Annotated in this window: 17 protein-coding genes; 4 read left to right on the top strand and 13 right to left on the bottom strand. The window is 60.9% G+C overall.

The annotated features are described in order from the left end of the window. Positions 1-24 precede the first annotated feature (24 nt). Both HNR38_RS10305 and gabT read left to right on the top strand, forming a co-directional pair. On the top strand, positions 25-1491 hold the full coding sequence (locus HNR38_RS10305; protein WP_183703441.1) for an NAD-dependent succinate-semialdehyde dehydrogenase: 1467 nt from the start codon (positions 25-27) through the stop codon (positions 1489-1491). A 26-nt stretch (positions 1492-1517) separates the two neighbouring features. Then, positions 1518-2789 carry a 4-aminobutyrate--2-oxoglutarate transaminase gene (gene gabT / locus HNR38_RS10310; protein ID WP_183703444.1) on the top strand — a complete coding sequence of 424 codons (1272 nt, stop codon included), beginning with the start codon at positions 1518-1520 and terminating at the stop codon, positions 2787-2789. Positions 2790-2848: 59 nt separating this feature from the next. Here gabT and HNR38_RS10315 read toward each other — a convergent pair whose 3' ends face one another. The 9 genes from HNR38_RS10315 to HNR38_RS10355 all read right to left on the bottom strand — a co-directional run bounded on the left by HNR38_RS10315 (position 2849) and on the right by HNR38_RS10355 (position 10732). Then, entirely contained in the window at positions 2849-3622 is a 774-nt protein-coding gene (locus HNR38_RS10315) for a transporter substrate-binding domain-containing protein (protein WP_183703447.1), read from the bottom strand. Between the two features lie 28 nt (positions 3623-3650). Continuing rightward, positions 3651-4109, bottom strand: coding sequence for a GNAT family N-acetyltransferase (locus HNR38_RS10320; RefSeq protein ID WP_183703450.1), 459 nt, complete (start codon positions 4107-4109; stop codon positions 3651-3653). 3 nt (positions 4110-4112) lie between these two features. After that, entirely contained in the window at positions 4113-4835 is a 723-nt protein-coding gene (locus tag HNR38_RS10325; RefSeq protein WP_183703453.1) for an amino acid ABC transporter ATP-binding protein, read from the bottom strand. Next, positions 4832-5485 carry an amino acid ABC transporter permease gene (locus HNR38_RS10330; RefSeq protein ID WP_183703456.1) on the bottom strand — a complete coding sequence of 218 codons (654 nt, stop codon included), beginning with the start codon at positions 5483-5485 and terminating at the stop codon, positions 4832-4834. Before HNR38_RS10330 ends, HNR38_RS10325 begins: the two co-directional genes overlap by 4 nt. Positions 5486-5560: 75 nt before the next feature. After that, complete coding sequence (locus HNR38_RS10335; RefSeq protein ID WP_183703460.1) at positions 5561-6739, bottom strand: acetyl-CoA C-acyltransferase; 1179 nt, start codon at positions 6737-6739, stop codon at positions 5561-5563. Beyond that, positions 6736-8019, bottom strand: a complete 1284-nt coding sequence (locus HNR38_RS10340) for an ArgE/DapE family deacylase (RefSeq protein WP_183703463.1) — start codon at positions 8017-8019, stop codon at positions 6736-6738. Before HNR38_RS10340 ends, HNR38_RS10335 begins: the two co-directional genes overlap by 4 nt. Beyond that, positions 8019-8672, bottom strand: coding sequence for a 3-oxoacid CoA-transferase subunit B (locus HNR38_RS10345; RefSeq protein ID WP_183703466.1), 654 nt, complete (start codon positions 8670-8672; stop codon positions 8019-8021). Before HNR38_RS10345 ends, HNR38_RS10340 begins: the two co-directional genes overlap by 1 nt. Next, positions 8662-9363, bottom strand: a complete 702-nt coding sequence (locus HNR38_RS10350; protein WP_183703469.1) for a CoA transferase subunit A — start codon at positions 9361-9363, stop codon at positions 8662-8664. The genes HNR38_RS10345 and HNR38_RS10350 overlap by 11 nt, the downstream gene beginning before the upstream one ends. A gap of 10 nt (positions 9364-9373) precedes the next feature. Continuing rightward, on the bottom strand, positions 9374-10732 hold the full coding sequence (locus HNR38_RS10355) for an aminotransferase family protein (RefSeq protein ID WP_183703472.1): 1359 nt from the start codon (positions 10730-10732) through the stop codon (positions 9374-9376). 102 nt (positions 10733-10834) lie between these two features. Between HNR38_RS10355 and HNR38_RS10360 the strand changes: the two genes are divergently transcribed. Then, entirely contained in the window at positions 10835-11746 is a 912-nt protein-coding gene (locus HNR38_RS10360) for a LysR family transcriptional regulator (RefSeq protein WP_183703476.1), read from the top strand. Here HNR38_RS10360 and HNR38_RS10365 read toward each other — a convergent pair. Beyond that, positions 11727-12269: a YgjV family protein gene (locus HNR38_RS10365; RefSeq protein WP_183703479.1), complete on the bottom strand. Its 543-nt coding sequence runs from the start codon at positions 12267-12269 to the stop codon at positions 11727-11729. The two genes, HNR38_RS10360 and HNR38_RS10365, sit on opposite strands and share 20 nt — an antisense overlap. 119 nt (positions 12270-12388) lie before the next feature. Here HNR38_RS10365 and HNR38_RS10370 point away from each other — a divergent pair, with 119 nt between their 5' ends. Then, a complete protein-coding gene (locus HNR38_RS10370) occupies positions 12389-13420 on the top strand; it encodes a histone deacetylase family protein (RefSeq protein ID WP_183703482.1) in 1032 nt (343 codons plus the stop codon). Positions 13421-13509: 89 nt separating this feature from the next. Here HNR38_RS10370 and ahpF read toward each other — a convergent pair whose 3' ends face one another. The 3 genes from ahpF to HNR38_RS10385 all read right to left on the bottom strand — a co-directional run bounded on the left by ahpF (position 13510) and on the right by HNR38_RS10385 (position 17254). Then, the gene (ahpF, locus tag HNR38_RS10375; protein ID WP_183703485.1) at positions 13510-15075 is read right to left on the bottom strand and encodes an alkyl hydroperoxide reductase subunit F; all 1566 of its coding nucleotides are present in this window, start codon (positions 15073-15075) and stop codon (positions 13510-13512) included. Between the two features lie 219 nt (positions 15076-15294). Next, positions 15295-15858: an alkyl hydroperoxide reductase subunit C gene (ahpC, locus tag HNR38_RS10380; protein ID WP_343068284.1), complete on the bottom strand. Its 564-nt coding sequence runs from the start codon at positions 15856-15858 to the stop codon at positions 15295-15297. Positions 15859-16036: 178 nt separating this feature from the next. Beyond that, positions 16037-17254 (bottom strand): BCCT family transporter, encoded by a 1218-nt coding sequence (locus HNR38_RS10385; protein WP_183703488.1) that lies wholly within the window; start codon positions 17252-17254, stop codon positions 16037-16039. Between the last annotated feature and the right edge of the window lie 129 nt (positions 17255-17383).

A 17383-nucleotide genomic window follows, 5' to 3' on the forward strand; every position in this document is an offset into this window, starting at 1 on the left:
AGTCAATTTGAGAGGAGCCCGCCCATGTCCACAGCACAGACCCCTTTGCTGGCGAGCGTACTGAACAACGAGGTACCGGTCCTGATCGGCGATCAGTGGTGCCAACGCGAATCCCGTTTCGAGGTGACCAACCCCGCCACTGGCGAGGTATTGGCCAGGGTTGCCGAATGCAGCGCCGATGACACCCGCGCAGCCATTGCCGCCGCCGAGGAAGCCGGCAAAAGCTGGAAAAAGGTCCCGGCCAAACAGCGGGCGGCGGCTCTGCGCCGGTGGTTTGAGCTGGTCACCGATCACGCCGACGACCTGGCCCGGCTGATGACTCTGGAACAGGGCAAACCGCTGGCCGAGGCCCGGGGCGAGGTGGGCTATGGCGCCTCGTTCATCGAATTCTTCAGCGAGGAAGCCAAGCGCATGGCCGGGGAAACCCTGCCCGGGCACGGGCCCGACAAGCGCACCCTGGTTCTGCGCGAACCGGTCGGTGTGGTCGCCGCCATCACGCCCTGGAACTTTCCGCTGGCGATGATTACCCGCAAATGCGCCCCGGCCATCGCCGCCGGTTGCACCGTGGTGATCAAGCCCGCCGAAGCCACGCCGCTGACCGCCCTGGCCCTGGCGCGACTGGCACGGGATGCAGGTATTCCCGCCGGTGTCATCAATGTCGTGATTGCCGCCTCTCCGGTTGCCATTGGCGAGGTGCTGAGCACCGATCCCCGGGTCCGGAAACTGTCGTTCACCGGCTCCACTGCTGTGGGTAAAACCCTGCTGGCCCAGTGCGCTTCCACCGTCAAGAAGACCGCCATGGAACTGGGGGGCAATGCGCCCTTCATCGTGCTCGACGATGCCGATCTGGATGCTGCGGTGGACGGCGCCATCGCCTCCAAATTCCGCAACGCCGGGCAGACTTGCGTCTGCACCAACCGGTTCCTGGTCCAGGACGGGGTTTACGAGGCCTTCACCCGCAAGCTGGCCGAGCGGGTTGAGCAGATGAAGGTGGGCAACGGCCTGGAAGACGGCGTCACCATCGGCCCGCTGATTAACGCAGGGGCCATCAACAAGGTGAAAAGTCACATCGACGACGCCGTCGCCAAGGGCGCCGACATCATCACCGGTGGCCAGCCACACGCCCAGGGCGAGAACTTCTTCACACCCACCGTTCTGGCGAATGTGACACCGGAGATGATCGTGGCGCGAGAGGAAACCTTCGGCCCGCTGGCGCCGGTGTTCCGCTTCGACACCATGGAGCAGGCCATCGCCATGGCCAACGATACACCGTCTGGACTGGCCGCCTACCTGTACGCCACCGATTACCGCCGAATCTGGCACACGCTGGAAGGTCTGGAATACGGCATGGTGGGCGTCAACGAGGGTCTGATTTCCACCGAAATGGCGCCATTCGGCGGGGTGAAGGAATCCGGCCTGGGCCGGGAAGGCTCACACCACGGCCTGGATGAATTCACCGAACTCAAATACGTCTGCCTGGGCGGACTGTAATTCCCCGGATAACGAGAGAACCAAGCATGAATAACGCAGAACTTAACGCCCTGAAAGAAGAGTACGTGGCTGCCGGTGCCGCCACCCCCACCACCCAGTTTGCCGACCGGGCGGAAAACGCCGAACTGTGGGATGCCGACGGTCGTCGGTGGATTGATTTCGCCGGGGGTATCGGTGTGCTCAACCTGGGCCATCGCCACCCGAAAATCGTCAGCGCGGTCCAGGACCAGTTGCACAAGGTGATGCACACCAGCGCCGCCGTCATCTCCTACGCGCCCTATGTGCAGCTGTGCCAGAAGCTGTGCGAACTGGCGCCGGTACGCGGGCCCAAGCGCAAGGCCCTGCTGATCAACACCGGCGCCGAAGCGCTGGAAAACGCCGTCAAGATTGCCCGGTCTGCCACTGGTCGCTCCGGCATCATCACCTTTGACGGTGCTTTCCACGGCCGCACCATGATGACCCTGGCCATGACCGGCAAGGTGCTGCCCTACAAGAACGACTTCGGCCCCATGCCGGGGGATGTCTTCCGCGCGCCTTTCCCGAACCCGGTTCATGGCATCAGCGATGAGGATTCCCTGAAGGCGCTGCACACCCTGTTCAAGACCGACATCGCTCCGCACCGCACAGCGGCCATTGTGATCGAGGCGGTTCAGGGCGAAGGCGGTTTCTACGCGGCCTCCCCGGCCTACATGCAGGCCCTGAGAGACTTGTGCGATGAGCATGGCATTCTGCTGATCGTGGATGAAGTCCAGTCCGGCTTTGCCCGCACCGGCAAACTCTTCGCCCTGGAGCACAGCGGCGTGGAAGCGGACCTGATTACCACCGCCAAGAGCCTGGCCAACGGCATGCCCCTGTCTGCCGTGGTGGGCACCGCTTCGGTCATGGACAGCTCCGGGCCCAACTCACTGGGCGGCACCTACAGCGGTAACCCGCTGGCCTGCGCCGCAGCCCTGGCCGTGATCGAAGCCATTGAGGAAGAAGACATTCTGGCCCGCAGCACCGCCCTGGGTGAACGCCTGGCCGAGCGCTTCGCACGCTGGGAGCAACAGTTTGACCGGGTGGGCCACAGCCGCAATCTGGGCGCCATGGCTGCGTTTGAACTGCTGGACGCGAACGGCAACCCGGACCCGCAATTGACCGGTGCGGTCTGCGCGAAAGCCCGCGAGCATGGCCTGATCCTGCTGTCCTGTGGATTCTACGGCAACACCATCCGGATTCTGGTGCCCATCACCGTCGAAGAGAGTGTGCTTGAGGAAGGTCTGAACGTGATTGAAGGCGCGCTGGAAGCGCTGTGCTGAGAGACTACCGGGTCGGGGTAACCCCGACCCGGTAACGTCCGCGAAAGACAACGACCGGCTTATTCGGCGATGTTGCGGCCGAAGTACTTTTTGCTGATCTCGGCGTACTTGCCGTTTTCCTTGATGGCGGCCAGAGCCTTGTTGAGCTTCTCGAGCAGCGCTTCGTCACCCTTGTTGACGGCGATGCCGATGTCATCAACGTAGATAGGATCGCCCAGCGGCTCCACTTCCAGACCGGCGTTAAGGATGGCGTTTTCACCGATCAGCTGGTCGGTGATCACCGCATCGACACGGCCACCGATGGTCAGGTCGCGCAGGGCGGTTACATCGTCGGTATAGGTGGTCAGGTCGTCGGTGTACTCACGGGCGGCATCGGCAAAGCTGCTGGAAACCAGTACACCGATGGTCTTGCCCCGGATGTCCTCAACCTCGGTGATTTCATCATTGTTGGTGCTGATGAACACCTGGGCGCCGGAACTGTAGTACGGATCGGTGAAGTTCACCTGTTTCTGGCGCTCTTCGGTGATGGCCATACTGCCGATGATGGCGTCGAAACGGTCAGACTTCAGAGCGGCAATCAGGGTCTGCCATGGGTTGGCCACCGGGTTGGCCTGCATGCCCATTTCCTCGGCCAGGGCCTCACCGATTTCCTTGTCGAAGCCCGACAGGCTGCCGGCCTGGCGGAAGCTGAACGGCGGGTAAAGGCCGGTCATGGCGTAAGTGAAAACGCCCTCATCGGCGGCCTGTGCCGTGCTCACCTGCCCCAGGTTGATGGTGGCGGCGATCACCAGCGCACTGGTCACCCCGACCAGGTTGCGGATCAGTTTTTTCATGGTGCTCTCCTTTCGTTTAAGAAGACCGTCAGAGCGGTAGCTTCATTATTTCCACTGAGTGGTTATTCAGTTTGTAGTTCTCGATTGTCTGCCAGCCCATCCGGGCGTAATACGGGCCTTTGTCTTCCGTGACCAGATACAGCGCGCCGTGGCCCTGACGGCGCATCTCAACCCGGGCGCGGTCGATCAGCGCTTTGCCGATCCCCCGGCCCCGGTATTGCTCTGCCACAAACACCCGCGAAAGCCAGGGCGAGTACTGTGGCCGGTCCGGCACGTCATGGCTGACCAGGCAGATACTGCCCACCAGTTCCCCGTCGAGCAGGGCAACGTAGGTGGCCGGTAGCGACCGGGTGTCACAGTGTGCTGCCAGCCGTTGCCGGCGGACCGATTCATTCACCGACTCATCCAGGTGATACCACTCGGCCTGGTGCCAGGCCGCCAGCTGTTCAATGAAGCGGGGTTCGAGTGCCTGGATCGCCAGTGCCATGTCTTACAGCACCCGGCTGAGGAACTGCCGGGCTTTCGGGTGCTGCGGTTTTTCGAAAAAGGTTTCCGGATCGCCCTGTTCGGCAATCTGCCCGCTGTCCAGGAACACCACCCGGTCCGCCACTTCGCGGGCAAAGCCCATCTCGTGGGTGACCACCACCATGGTCATGCCATCGGCCGCCAGGCCTTTCATGACTTCCAGCACCTCCCCGACCAGTTCCGGGTCGAGCGCGGAGGTGGGCTCATCAAACAGCATCACCGACGGCTCCATGGCCAGCGCCCGGGCAATGGCCACCCGCTGTTTCTGGCCACCGGACAGCTTTTCCGGGTAGACATCGCCCTTGTCGCCCAGGCCCACTTTCTCAAGCAGCGCCTGGCCCTGTTTGATGGCCTCGGCTTTGGGTGTCTTTTTGACGTGCACCGGCGCCTCAATCACGTTCTCCAGCACGGTCATGTGCGGGAACAGATTGAAGTGCTGGAACACCATGCCCACGTGCTCACGCACCTTGTTCAGCGGCGTGGTGGCCGGGTCGACTTCCTCGCCGTCAATCAGGATGCGGCCGTCATCCTTCATCTCGAGGAAATTCAGGCAGCGCAGCAGCGTGCTCTTGCCGGAGCCACTGGCACCGATCATGACGACGACCTCCTGGGGGGCGACATCCAGGTCCACACCCTTGAGTACGTGAAGGTCACCGAAGTACTTGTGGAGTTGTTCGACTTTGATCATTTGGCAGTATCCATCCGGTTTTCAACACGGCTCAGAATGAAGGTCACAATCGCTACCATGGCCAGGTAATACAGGCCGGCAATGGTGTAGAACTCGAGCTGCTTGAAGGTCACGGCAGCGTTGTCCATGGACAGACTGAAAATCTCGGTGATACCGATGAAGGCCACCAGGGAGGAATCCTTCAGCCCGATGATGAACTGGTTACCCAGCGGCGGGATGGCCCGTTTCAGCGCCTGGGGCAGGATCACCCGGCGCATGGCCAGGGCCGGTTTCATGCCCAGGGACTCGGCCGCCTCCATCTGGCCCTTGTCGACAGACTGGATACAGCCACGGAAGATCTCGGCGATGTAGGCACCGCTGTGGATGGCGAGCGCGATGGTGCCGGCCCAGAATGCCGACAGCACGACAATGTGGGTAATCCCGAAATACAGCCACATGATCTGAACGATCAGCGGCGTACCCCGGATAATGCCCACGTAGCCGCTGTAGATGTAGCTCAGCCAGCGCACGCCGGTGACCTTCATCAGTGCAAAGACAAGGCCGATGACCAGGGCCAATACCAGTGACACACCGGTCAGGCGCAGGGTCATCCAGGCGGCTTCCATGAAAGCCGGAAAGGTCGATATGAGATTTTCAAAAAACGACGTCATTGTTCGTGTCCTGTAGGTCGTTGTAGCAGCAAGTCTTTTTGTTCATCGAATCACCCCGTGGCAACGGGATGGGTGTCAGCAGCGCTCGATAATCATGGCAATGCCCTGGCCGCCGCCCACACAGGCCGTGGCGCAGCCGTAGCGTCCGCCGCGGTGCTGCAAGGCGCGCGCCAGCGTGCCGGCCAGGCGAATGCCGGTGGCGCCCAGGGGATGCCCCAGCGCCAGGGCACCACCGAACAGGTTGACCCGGTCCGGGTCGATCCCCAGTGAGCGAATGGCGTAGAGCGGCACCGCACTGAATGCCTCGTTGATTTCCCAGGCATCCACGTCCGAAGCCGTCAGCCCGGCGATCCGCAGCGCGCGCTCCGCCGCCACAGCGGCACCGGCTCCCATGGTCTCCGGGGGCACGCCGCAATCGGCAACCGCAACCACACGGGCCATCGGTGCCAGACCATGACGCTTCATCGCAGCTTCCGACATCAGCAGGGCGGCACCAGCGCCGGTGGTCAGGGGTGAGCTGTTGCCCGCGGTGACATCTCCGTCCTCGGAAAACGCCGGCTTGAGTTCAGCCAGTTTGTCGGCAGTGGTGTCCGGGCGGATATTGGCGTCCGTCTCCACCGGCTGACCCTCGGCGTTACGCAGGGCCAAACGCTCACCGGCAAACCAGCCTTCCTGCTCCGCCCGCGCCGCTTTCTGGTGGGATTGCACGGCAAAGGCATCCATGTCCTCGCGACTGAGGCCGTTTTCCCGGGCCAGCCGCTCGGCGGTCAGGCCCATGTTCATGGCCACGGTCAGGTCCAGATCCTCACGGCCCTGCAACGCCTCAGGCACCGTCAGCACGCCTTCCTGGAACAGCGTCGGGCCCATGGGCACCCGGGACATGTTCTCGTAGCCACCGGCCAGACCCATGTCGATCGCGCCGGCCTCGATTTCCCGCGCCGTGGTGCGCAGAGCCGCCAGGCCGGACCCACACTGTTGATCAATCTGCCGGGTCGGGCACTGGATGCCGACGGACGACAGCCATTGGGGATAGCGGCCACCAAAGCTCCACTGTTCCTTGACCGGCAGCGCACAGCCCACACTCAGATCCTCGATCTCGGTGCCGGGCACACGGGCGCGGTCCAGCAGGCCGTCGATAACCTGTGATAGCAGAACGTCGCCACGATCACCGGACCAGGCGTCCACCTCGGGTTTGCGGGGATGGGCACGGGTGAAAGCCGTACGGGCGTAGTCGACCAGATAGGCAGTGGTCATAGCACACTCCTTGCAGATTCAGGGTTATCGGACCAGCGACTCAGGAACAGGGCGTAGGTGGTCAGCACCTGCCGGATGGATTCGATGTTCACGCACTCGTCGACACCGTGAATGCGCTCGGCCACCGGGCCGTAACAGGTGCCATTGATGCCCCCGGACACATGAAAGGCGCGCAGGTCCGTGGTACAGGTGGAGAGATAATGCGCCGGTGGTTCACCCACCAGGTCTTCGTGGCAGCGGGACAGCAGACGGATGCCCGGCGCTTCCAGATCCACCAGGTGGCCCTCGGACCGGAAACCGTGGAATGCCACGCGGGGTTCCGGCGAGCCGTCCGCCAAAGCCCGGTGCTGCCCGGCGATTACATCCCGTACCCGGGTCATGATGGTGTCCGGCGAGACGCCGGGCGGGAAGCCGACGCGGCCCTCAAGCACAGCGTGGGCCGGCACACTGGAGGCCCAGTTGCCCCCTTCGATCCGCCCGATACTCAGGTTGAACGGGTGATCACGGTCTTCGTACTCCGCCGGCCGTGGCATCTGGTTGATCTCTTCTTCCAGCGCCTTCAACGCCGGCATGTAGGCCTGCACCGCCTCGATGGCATTCTGGCCGGCGCTGGTATCCAGCACATGGGCCGGCACGCCATCAATACGCATGCGGAACCAGAGCACGCCCACCTGGCCGCTGTAGATCTGCGCACCAAACGGCTCGGGAATCAGCACAAAATCGCCGGTGTAGCCCTGATGCAGGCAGGCAAGCGCACCATTGCCGGTGCACTCTTCCTCAATCACGGTCTGCAGGGTAAGCGGGAAATCGATGTCGATGCCCGCCCGGCGAACAGCGGCCACCGCCATCACCATGGCGGCAATGCCGGCCTTCATATCGCCGGCTCCCCGGCCGTAGAGCCAGCCGTCCTGCTGCCAGGGCTCCCAAGGCGGACGGGTCCACATGTCTGTCGGTTCGGCCGGAACCACATCCAGGTGGCCGTTGAAGATCAGGTGCGGTTTGGAGGAAGCGGGATTCAGGCGGGAAACAACGTTATATCGGCCTTCGGCAGACCACTCGGTGGGGGCACGGTGCGGGTGGTCTTCAAACCCGGGAGCATCCAGGGCCACCCGCTCCACCGGCAGATCCAGTCGCTGCAGCCAGCTTTCCATGGTCGACAGGGCGCCCTGCTCGGCGCCCAGAACACTGTAGCCACGCACCAGTTCCCGGGTCAGCTCCAGGGTCTCGTCCATCAGCTCGTCGCAGCATTCCACAATGCGCTTTTCCTGACCGGTCAGCATCAGAACCGCCCCACCTGGCTTTCATCGATCATCAGATCTGCCTCGGTTGCGGCCCGCAGTTCGTCCACCGCCAGGCCTTCGGCGATATCAATCACCTTCAGCCCCTGGTCCGTTACCTCCATGGCGGCCTTCTCGGTGATGATCAGGGAGACACAGTTCGGCGCCGTCAGGGGCAACCGGCATTGCTGGAGAATCTTCGGGTTGCCACGCTTGTCGTTGTGGGAACAGAGCACCACCAGCTTGTCCACTTTCTGTGCCAGTTCCATGGCGCCACCGATGCCCGGGGAGAATTTGCCCGGAATCTTCCAGTTGGCCAGGTTACCCTGCTGGTCGACTTCGAAGGCGCCCATGAAGGTGACGTCCACCCGGCTGCGGCGGATCATGGCAAACGACAGGGCACTGTCGAACACACTCGCACCGGGGCTTGCGCCGATATAGGCACCGCCGGAGTCGATCATTTCGTAGTCCGGCGTGGCGTCATCCGGCAGCGGTTGGCAGCCGAGAATGCCGTTTTCGGAATGCACCAGCACCTGCTGGTCTTCCGGCATGTAATGAAACAGACGCTGGGGCAGGCCAATACCCAGGTTGATGATCTGCCCGGGCAGGATTTCCCGGGCAGCGCGGGCAAGAATGCGTTCCTGATCAGACGGCATGTTCACGGATCCCCTGTTCACTGGTGGCCGGATCAACCTGCACAACGTGGTTCACGAAGGCGCTCGGCGTGTGGATGTATTCCGGTTTGAGGCTGCCCGGCGCATCCAGACGGAAGGCCTGGGCAATCACCGTGTCTGCCGCCATCGCCATCAGTGGATTGAAGTTGATGGCGGTGCCTCGGTAGGTCAGGTTGCCGTAGGTGTCGGCAACATCCGCGTGCACCAGCGCGAAATCGGCATGGATGGCCGGCTCGATGGCACAGGTCCGGCCGTCGAGTTCGATTTCCCGGCGGTGACTGGCGATTTCGGTATCCAGACCGATGTCGGTCAGAAAGCCGGGATGGCCCACCCCGGCACAACGGATCTTTTCCGCCAGCAGCCCCTGGGGATACATTTCCACGGCCAGCCGGCCGGCGTTCATTTCCTCGATCGCCACCCGGTTCAGTCCGATGTGCGAGGCAATCAGCCGGTCAACCCGGCCAGCCTTGATCAGCCGGCCAATGCCGATGTCTGCCTCGTTGGCGTCATTCTTGATCAGGGTGAGGCCCTTCTGGCCCTGGGCCAGCAATTCATCCAGCAGCGCAAAAGGCGTACCGGGAGAGCCAAAGCCGCCCACCATGATGGATGCGCCATCCGGGATGCGGGCAATGGCCTCTTCAATCGATGTGTGTTTCTTGTTCAGGGAGGTCATGAAGATCAGCCTATGCGTTGGTTTCGGCAGGAGAGGCCATCAATGGCTCAATGACTTCAGACTCAAGGCGCTGAAGGGCCACAGACAGACGCTCCAGAAGCAGAGAGACTTCCTGCTCGGAAATGGTCAGGGGCGGACATACCAGGAAATGGTCGCCGGCCAGGCCATCCAGGCTCCGTCGGGGATAGATCAGCAGCCCTTCCTCTTTGGCCAGGGCCGTAACCCGGGCGAACAGGTTGGCCTCGGCCGGGAACGGCGCCTTGCTGGACAGGTCCTGCACCAGTTCCACACCCCAGAGCATGCCGATACCACGGACATCGCCCACAAAGCCGAACCGGGCCTTCAGGGCGTCTAGCCCTTCCCGCAGTTGCTGACCGCGGATGGCCACGTTATCCAGCAGATTCTCTTTGCGAATGGCCTCCACCGCCGCCAGGCCCGTGGCGCAGGCCAGCGGATTGCCCGCGTAGGTGTGGCCATGCTGGAAGCCGCCATTGGCCATCACCGTATCGACGATGTCGGCCCGGCACAGCAGAGCGCCCACCGGGTAATAGCCGGCACCGAGGCCCTTGGCGGTAGTCAGAAGGTCCGGGACAACGCCCCAGTGCTGGTAGGCAAACCAGGCGCCGGTACGGCCAACGCCGGACAGCACCTCATCAAAGATCAGCAGGCAACCGAACTCATCACACAGCTCGCGCACACCCTCCAGGTAGGCCTTGTTGACCATACGCGCGCCGGTGCTGGCCCCGCCGACCGGTTCCAGCACGATGGCGATGATGCTGTCGCCACCGGCGGCCTCGATCTGTTCACGGGTCTGACGCAGCAGTTCACGCACGTGCGCGTCATCACTTGCTTCGGCCCGGCGGAAGAAATCCGGGCCCGGCACCTTGATGGAGCCCTGGGTGATATCGGCAAACGGTACTTCCAGCGGCTGGTACCCGGTGACACCCAGCGCACCCAGGGTGCTGCCGTGGTAGGACGGGCGCAGGGATACAAAGTGGCGGCGCTGGCTCTCGCCCCGGGCAAAGAAATACTGACGCGCCAGCTTGATGGCCGATTCCACGGCCTCGGAGCCGCTGGACACGAAGAACACCTTCTCCAGATCCTGATTGGTCATGTCCACCAGTGATTGGGCCAGCGCCATCGCCGGGCCATTCTCGAACTGGGTGCGGTAGGTAAACGCGACCTTGTCCAACTGGGCCAGCATGGCATCCCGAATGCCCTCATGGTGATGGCCCAGATTGCAGGAGATGGCGCCTGAACAGCCGTCCAGATAATCCCGTCCCTCGGTGTCCCAGAGAAAGACACCACGGGCATGGGAAACCTCAGGCATGGCCGGACCAGCCTGGTAGAAAAGTGGAGAAGATGACATGTTGTGATCCGCTATCGTTGTACTGTTTAAAATTCAGTCTAGAAACATAGGTAAAAGTATTTCAAGATATGATTTTTTCACCGAATTCGATGACTTTCACTCATGCCTGATATCAACCTGCATTCCCTGAAGTCCCTGGCCATCTTCAAAACACTGATTGAAGCCGGCAGTGCATCCCAGGCGGCACGCACCCTGGGCATCACCCAATCGGGGGTTAGCCGGTCCCTGGCCCAGCTTGAGGAAAACCTGGGTATCCAGCTGTTTCTAAGGGAAAAAAACCGGCTTATTGCGACGCCGGAAGCGCACGAACTCTACGAGGAAATCCTGCGCCTGATGGGCAACATCGAGGAGCTCCGGCACAGCGTTCTGGCACTCAAGGAATTCGGGACTTCGCGGCTGCGAATCGCGGCGATTCCCGGCCTGGCCTTCGGTTTTGTGCCCCGCCTGATCGGCACTTTGCTGGAAGAAAATCGGGGGTTCAGCATCAGTTTCGACATGATGTCGAGCCATGATGTGCTTCGGGAGGTGGAATCCGGGCATGCCGATATCGGGTTTGTCACCCTGCCGGTCAGCTCCCGTCTGTTGCGAATCGAGGAATGGCTGAGCACACGGGCCCAGTGCCTTTTACCAGTTGAACACCCCCTGGCCGGTCAGGCGGAGATCGACATTGCCGACCTGCGCGACCAGCACCTGGTGATCAGTAACCAGCCCAATGTGGGCGCAGACCCATTGCTGCATCTGGCGGCCAGTCATTCCATTGCCATTGCCGGCAAGACCGAGTCCAACATCGGTGCCATCACCGCCATGGTGGCCAGTGGTGTCGGCATCAGCGTGATGAATCCGATTACCGCCACCGACCAGCTGGTGGGACGATCAGACGTGGTCATGCGGCCTTTTTCGCCCGGCATTTCCTTCAGCTTCGGCATGGTTTACCGGGAGGACTGGAAAAACGTGCAGGCCCTGGAATCCATCCGGCACACCGGTAATGAACTGCTCAGGACCTATCCGGGTTAGGCGCCTGGGAGTCCCGGAAGTACTTCTGCTGCATACGGCGCAGGCGCACGATGGTGATGAAGTTGGTCACCAGCACCATGGCTTCGGCCAGGGTACCGCCCACCGACCCGATGACCAGATTATTGAGCATCCAGCAGAAGGCCGCGAGGCCAAGCACAATGCGCAGCGGAACGCCCCGGAGCAGGAACATGCCCACGGTTCCGAACACCGCTGCAAGCAGTGGGAAAATATCGGTGGCCGATTTCCAGGTGGCCCAGGCCACCACCAGGTTCACTGACAGCAACAGCAGCATCAACGGCCAGTGCCCCTGGTACCGACGGGCCAGCACAATGCGCAGGATGACCAGCAGGGTCAGTGCGGCGGCAGTCCAGCTCTGGAAACAGGCAAACATCAGGGCGAAGGCGACGTTGGCCGAAATCAGCAGGACCATCAGCCGGTCGTCGTTTTTGTTGGCGAACCCGGCAATACAGAACGCCAGCGCCACCAGGCCAAAGAACTGGCCCAGCATCTCAGCCACAGTCATACGGGGTGAACCTCTCGCGTGTCGGGCACCCAGCCTGCCACAATAGGCATTCTTGAGCCATGCCGCCCCCTGTGCGACAGTTTCCCTTTACCCCATCACCCCTTCGGAACGCCTGAACCATGAAAACCGTTTTCTCGCCCCTGCACAGCCGCCGTCACGTCAAAACCGAGCTGGATGGAGGGCTGCTGATTGAGCCCCATGAAAAACCCTCACGGGCGGAAACCATCCTGGCAAGGGTGAAGGATCAGGCGCTGGGAGAGATTCTGGAACCGGAGGAATTCGGGCTGGAGCCGATCCGGCGCGTCCATACCGACAGCTACGTGGCCTTTCTGGAGAACTGCTGGCAGGAATGGCTGGCCGATGGCAAGCAGGGCGAGGCGATTCCGGTATTCTGGGCCGGGCGCGGCATGCGCCACCGTGAACCCAGGGACATTGACGGCCGCCTGGGCTACTACAGCATGGGCGCCGACACCTCGATCTCGGACGGTACCTGGGAGGCCGCCCGGGCGTCGGTCAATGTTGCCCTCACCGGCCAGAAACTGGTGGCAGGCGGCGAACGCGCCGCGTTTGCCCTGTGCCGGCCACCCGGGCATCACGCCCACGCCGATCTGTTCGGCGGCTACTGCTTTTTCAACAACGCGGCCATTGCCGCCCAGGCCTTCCGGGACCAGGGCTATGAACGGGTGGCGGTTCTTGATGTGGATTTTCACCACGGCAATGGCACCCAGTCCATTTTCTACGGGCGTAACGATGTGCTCACCATCAGTCTGCACGGTGATCCGGACCTGGTGTTCCCGCACTTTCTGGGTTTCGAGGATGAAACCGGCGAGGGTGACGGCGAAGGCTACAACCTGAACATTATCTACCCGCCGGGAACGCCGTTCAGCGTCTGGCGTGAAGGCCTGGAAACCGCCTGCGAACGCATCGCTGGCTTTGCCCCCGAGGCACTGGTGGTGGCACTGGGAGTAGACACCTTTGAGGAAGACCCGATTTCCTTCTTCAAACTCACGTCTCCGGATTACCTGGCCCTGGGCCGTCGGCTGGAACAGCTGGGACTGCCCACCCTGTTCACCATGGAAGGCGGCTATGACGTGGACGCCATTGGCGTCAATGCGGTGAACGTGATGCAGGGGTTTGAAGGCAAGGCATGAGGGGCGCGGATAAAAAGGAACCGGCACCCACCCCCCGCGGGTGCCGGTTCAGGGGTCAGCCCGAAGTCCTCAGGCCTGTGTGAACCGGGTTACTCAACCGAGTTCCGGATGATGAAGTCGAAGGCGCTCAGGGCGGCCTTGGAACCTTCACCCATGGAAATGACAATCTGCTTGTACGGCACGGTGGTGGCATCGCCGGCGGCGAATACGCCCGGAATGGACGTTTCGTTACGGTCATTGACGATGATTTCACCGTGCTGGCTCAGCTCGATATCCCCTTTGAGCCATTCGGTATTGGGCACCAGGCCGATCTGCACGAACACACCTTCCAGCTCGACGTGGTGGCTCTCGCCGGTGTTGCGGTCGGTGTAGTTCAGGCCACTGACCTTGCCGTTGTCACCGACAATCTCGGTAGTCTGGCCAGAGGTGATGATCTTCACGTTATCCAGACTGCGCAGCTTCTTCTGCAGTACTTCGTCTGCCCGCATCTCCTCACCAAACTCGATCAGGGTGACGTGACCGACAATACCGGCCAGGTCGATGGCGGCTTCCACACCAGAGTTGCCACCGCCGATAACCGCGACGCGTTTGCCCTTGAACAGCGGGCCGTCACAGTGCGGGCAGTAGGCCACACCCTTGTTGCGGTATTCTTCCTCGCCCGGCACGCCCATCTGGCGCCAGCGGGCACCGGTGGACAGCACCAGCGTTTTCGACTGCAGAGTGGCGCCATTCTCAAGGCGTACTTCGTGCAGGCCGCCCTTCTCTTTGGCGGGAATCAGTTTCTCCGCGCGCTGCATGTTCATGATGTCCACGTCGTACTCATTCACATGCTGTTCCATGGCGGAGACCAGTTTCGGGCCTTCGGTATACGGCACGGAAATCAGGTTCTCGATACCCATGGTGTCCGCCACCTGGCCACCAAAGCGCTCGGCGGCAATACCGGTAGCGATGCCCTTGCGTGCTGCATAGATGGCGGCCGAAGCCCCCGCCGGGCCACCGCCGACGACCAGCACGTCGAACGGATCACGCTCGTTGATCTTCTTGGCTTCCTTGGCGGCGGAATTGGTATCCAGCTTGGCCACGATCTCTTCCAGCGTCATCCGGCCCTGGCCCCAGGGCTCGCCGTTCATGAACACACTGGGCACGGCCATGACCTCACGGCGTTCGACTTCGTCCTGGAACAGCGCACCATCAATGGAGGTGTGCTTGATTTTGGGGTTCAGGATACTGATCAGGTTCAGGGCCTGAACCACATCCGGGCAGTTCTGGCAGGACAGGGAGAAGAAGGTTTCGAACTCCGCTTCGTCATCCAGATCCTGGATCTGCTCGATCACTTCCTGGGATGCCTTGGACGGGTGACCACCCACCTGCAGCAGGGCCAGAACCAGCGATGTGAACTCGTGGCCCATCGGGATGCCGGCGAAGCGTACGCTGATGTCCGTACCCACACGCTGGATCGCAAAAGACGGACGGCGAACGCGCTGGTCGCTCTCGGTGCGCAGGCCAATCTTGCTGGACATCGGCTCGATTTCTTCCAGCAGTTCTTTCAGCTCACGGGACTTGTCGCTGTCGTCATACGCTGCCACCAGCTCGATCGGCTGCTGCAGCTTTTCCATGTAGGCTTTCAGCTGTTCCTTGATATTGGCATCCAACATGTTTGCTATCCCCTTTGCGTATTCCAGCTCTGTATGAATTCAGCAATGCTTGCTATCTGAAGATAGGAATAAGATAAGGACTGGCTATCAAAAGCTCAAATTGATTGAAGCAAACCAATTGATAGACACCCCCTATCTCACTCTTCTTCTGCGATTGATAGATACGAAAAAGGCCCGCAGTGCGGGCCTTTCTCTCGAGTTTCACCTTGAGGGTAAAACTTAGATCTTGCCGACCAGGTCCAGTGACGGAGCCAGGGTCTCTTCGCCTTCTTTCCACTTGGCCGGGCAAACTTCGCCGGGGTGGTTGCGAACGTACTGGGCAGCCTTGACCTTGCGCAGCAGGTCGTCGGCGTCACGGCCGATACCTTCGGCAGTGATTTCCATGGCCTGGATAACACCGTCCGGATCGATCAGGAAGGTGGCACGGTCGGCCAGGCCCTGACCTTCACGCATCACACCGAAGTTGTTGGTGATGGTGCCGGTCTGGTCGCCTACCATGTAGTAGTTGATCTTGCCGATGGTTTCGGAGGAATCGTGCCAGGCTTTGTGAGTGAAGTGCGTGTCGGTGGACACGGAGAACACTTCCACACCCAGCTTCTGCAGCTCTTCGTATTTGTCTGCAACATCGCCAAGCTCGGTCGGGCATACGAAAGTGAAGTCAGCCGGATAGAAGAAGAATACGGCCCACTTGCCTTTCACATCCGCATCGGAGATTTCAACAAACTCGCCCTGCTTGAATGCAGTTGCGTTAAACGGTTGGATTTCGCTGTTAATAATACCCACTTGAGTCAACTCCTGTTTGTCGGATTGAAGTGCCAATGAAAATGTACCCGTAACAATAGCGGCTAATCCGGCTCAGCAAAAATTGATAATTTCCAATCTATTGATAGAAGTCCTCTATCACCTGCCAAGCCGGGGCCGCTTTGCTAACGACTCGGCCACTGAAACCCTACATGGGGCCTCAGCTCACAAGATCAATCCTGTGGAAATCCAGTATGTTTTCCCGAGGTGACGAATTGATGGCAAACACCTCATTGCGCTTCTTCATCAGAATGTAGGCGAAGCACGTGAAGTACAGGGCAATCACCAGAGCGCCGACCCACTGGATACGCAGGAAGTCCAGCTGGAACAGCATGGTCAGCCCGACCATCGCCACCAGGTTGAAGATGACGTAATTCACCCTCCCCAGCCGCTCGGCGGTCAGGTTGAGGTTGTCGGTGTACAGGCGAATCAGCGAATCCAGAGAGTTCACCACCATCAGTACCCCGACGGAAATCATCGCGATATTGGTGAAGGCAGCAATCTGCAGACCTTCGGCATGGTAGTAATAGAGCACACTGAACCAGACACCAATGGCGATGGACGGCACCACCAGCATGGCCAGCAGCAGTTGCCAGGTCTTGATACCGGACACAAAGCGGGCGGTGAACTGGCCAATCATGATGCTCCAGGCAAACCACCAGAACAGGTAAAACTCGTGATAGTCATTGATGGGCAGCACGAACTGGTGGATGTTGGCGAAGTAATCGCCCAGCATGCCGGCGGTCCCCAGGAAATCCATGGGGGAGCCTTTGCCCAGCACGAACGCCCGGAACCACATACCCAGGATCAGGGTGATGAACAGGATGCTCGAGCCCACACTGAGGATGCGCACATACTTGATCTTGGAGCTGGAGTAGACCGCCAGTGCAATCGACAGGAACACGATCACGTAAAACGCCGGCACGACCGACTCCCCATCACCCAACTGGGGCAGGTACCAGGGCAGGTTAACCAGCAACAGGTAGGCGGTGAAGGCACAGGTGCCGATGATCACCACGTTGTTCACCAGTTTTACCAGGGGAATCTCGAAGAACTGCACCCTCGGTTCAATAATGGCGAAATAGAAGCTGGTCAGGAAGTAGAACCCCCAGATCAGGAAGGCCCAGAAACCGAACTCGATCGCCAGCGGGTTAGCGAAACCGTATTCCGGGTTGCTGGAAACGTCGCCATAGCCCCCGAACTCCGTCAGGGGGAACATGATCAGCCCGACGTCCAGCCCGGAGGTGAACAGTATGGCGATAAAGGTCAAAGTGCGTACCGGTGTGACACCGATACACTGCATGTCCCACCATTTGTACAGAATCAGGGCAATGGCGGCGAAGGTGAAGATCAGACCGGCGGATAACCACAGTGTCATGACAGGGTCCTCCGGTTGTTTTCAGACGTAGTAATGCACAGCATGGGTGTTCCTCCTCTACTCAATTGATTTCGAATCGGACACAAACCCAGGACTTGCCTATCGGGCGCCCGGAAACGGCACGGGGCC

The sequence above is a fragment of the Marinobacter oulmenensis genome (genome assembly GCF_014201735.1).
Classification (GTDB): domain Bacteria; phylum Pseudomonadota; class Gammaproteobacteria; order Pseudomonadales; family Oleiphilaceae; genus Marinobacter; species Marinobacter oulmenensis.

Coding starts and splice junctions, on each gene's coding strand:
- HNR38_RS10305 (WP_183703441.1), top strand. CDS start 25: ATGTCCACAGCACAGACCCCTTTGCTGGCGAGCGTACTGAACAACGAG.
- gabT (WP_183703444.1), top strand. CDS start 1,518: ATGAATAACGCAGAACTTAACGCCCTGAAAGAAGAGTACGTGGCTGCC.
- HNR38_RS10315 (WP_183703447.1), bottom strand. CDS start 3,622: ATGAAAAAACTGATCCGCAACCTGGTCGGGGTGACCAGTGCGCTGGTG.
- HNR38_RS10320 (WP_183703450.1), bottom strand. CDS start 4,109: ATGGCACTGGCGATCCAGGCACTCGAACCCCGCTTCATTGAACAGCTG.
- HNR38_RS10325 (WP_183703453.1), bottom strand. CDS start 4,835: ATGATCAAAGTCGAACAACTCCACAAGTACTTCGGTGACCTTCACGTA.
- HNR38_RS10330 (WP_183703456.1), bottom strand. CDS start 5,485: ATGACGTCGTTTTTTGAAAATCTCATATCGACCTTTCCGGCTTTCATG.
- HNR38_RS10335 (WP_183703460.1), bottom strand. CDS start 6,739: ATGACCACTGCCTATCTGGTCGACTACGCCCGTACGGCTTTCACCCGT.
- HNR38_RS10340 (WP_183703463.1), bottom strand. CDS start 8,019: ATGCTGACCGGTCAGGAAAAGCGCATTGTGGAATGCTGCGACGAGCTG.
- HNR38_RS10345 (WP_183703466.1), bottom strand. CDS start 8,672: ATGCCGTCTGATCAGGAACGCATTCTTGCCCGCGCTGCCCGGGAAATC.
- HNR38_RS10350 (WP_183703469.1), bottom strand. CDS start 9,363: ATGACCTCCCTGAACAAGAAACACACATCGATTGAAGAGGCCATTGCC.
- HNR38_RS10355 (WP_183703472.1), bottom strand. CDS start 10,732: ATGTCATCTTCTCCACTTTTCTACCAGGCTGGTCCGGCCATGCCTGAG.
- HNR38_RS10360 (WP_183703476.1), top strand. CDS start 10,835: ATGCCTGATATCAACCTGCATTCCCTGAAGTCCCTGGCCATCTTCAAA.
- HNR38_RS10365 (WP_183703479.1), bottom strand. CDS start 12,269: ATGACTGTGGCTGAGATGCTGGGCCAGTTCTTTGGCCTGGTGGCGCTG.
- HNR38_RS10370 (WP_183703482.1), top strand. CDS start 12,389: ATGAAAACCGTTTTCTCGCCCCTGCACAGCCGCCGTCACGTCAAAACC.
- ahpF (WP_183703485.1), bottom strand. CDS start 15,075: ATGTTGGATGCCAATATCAAGGAACAGCTGAAAGCCTACATGGAAAAG.
- HNR38_RS10385 (WP_183703488.1), bottom strand. CDS start 17,254: ATGACACTGTGGTTATCCGCCGGTCTGATCTTCACCTTCGCCGCCATT.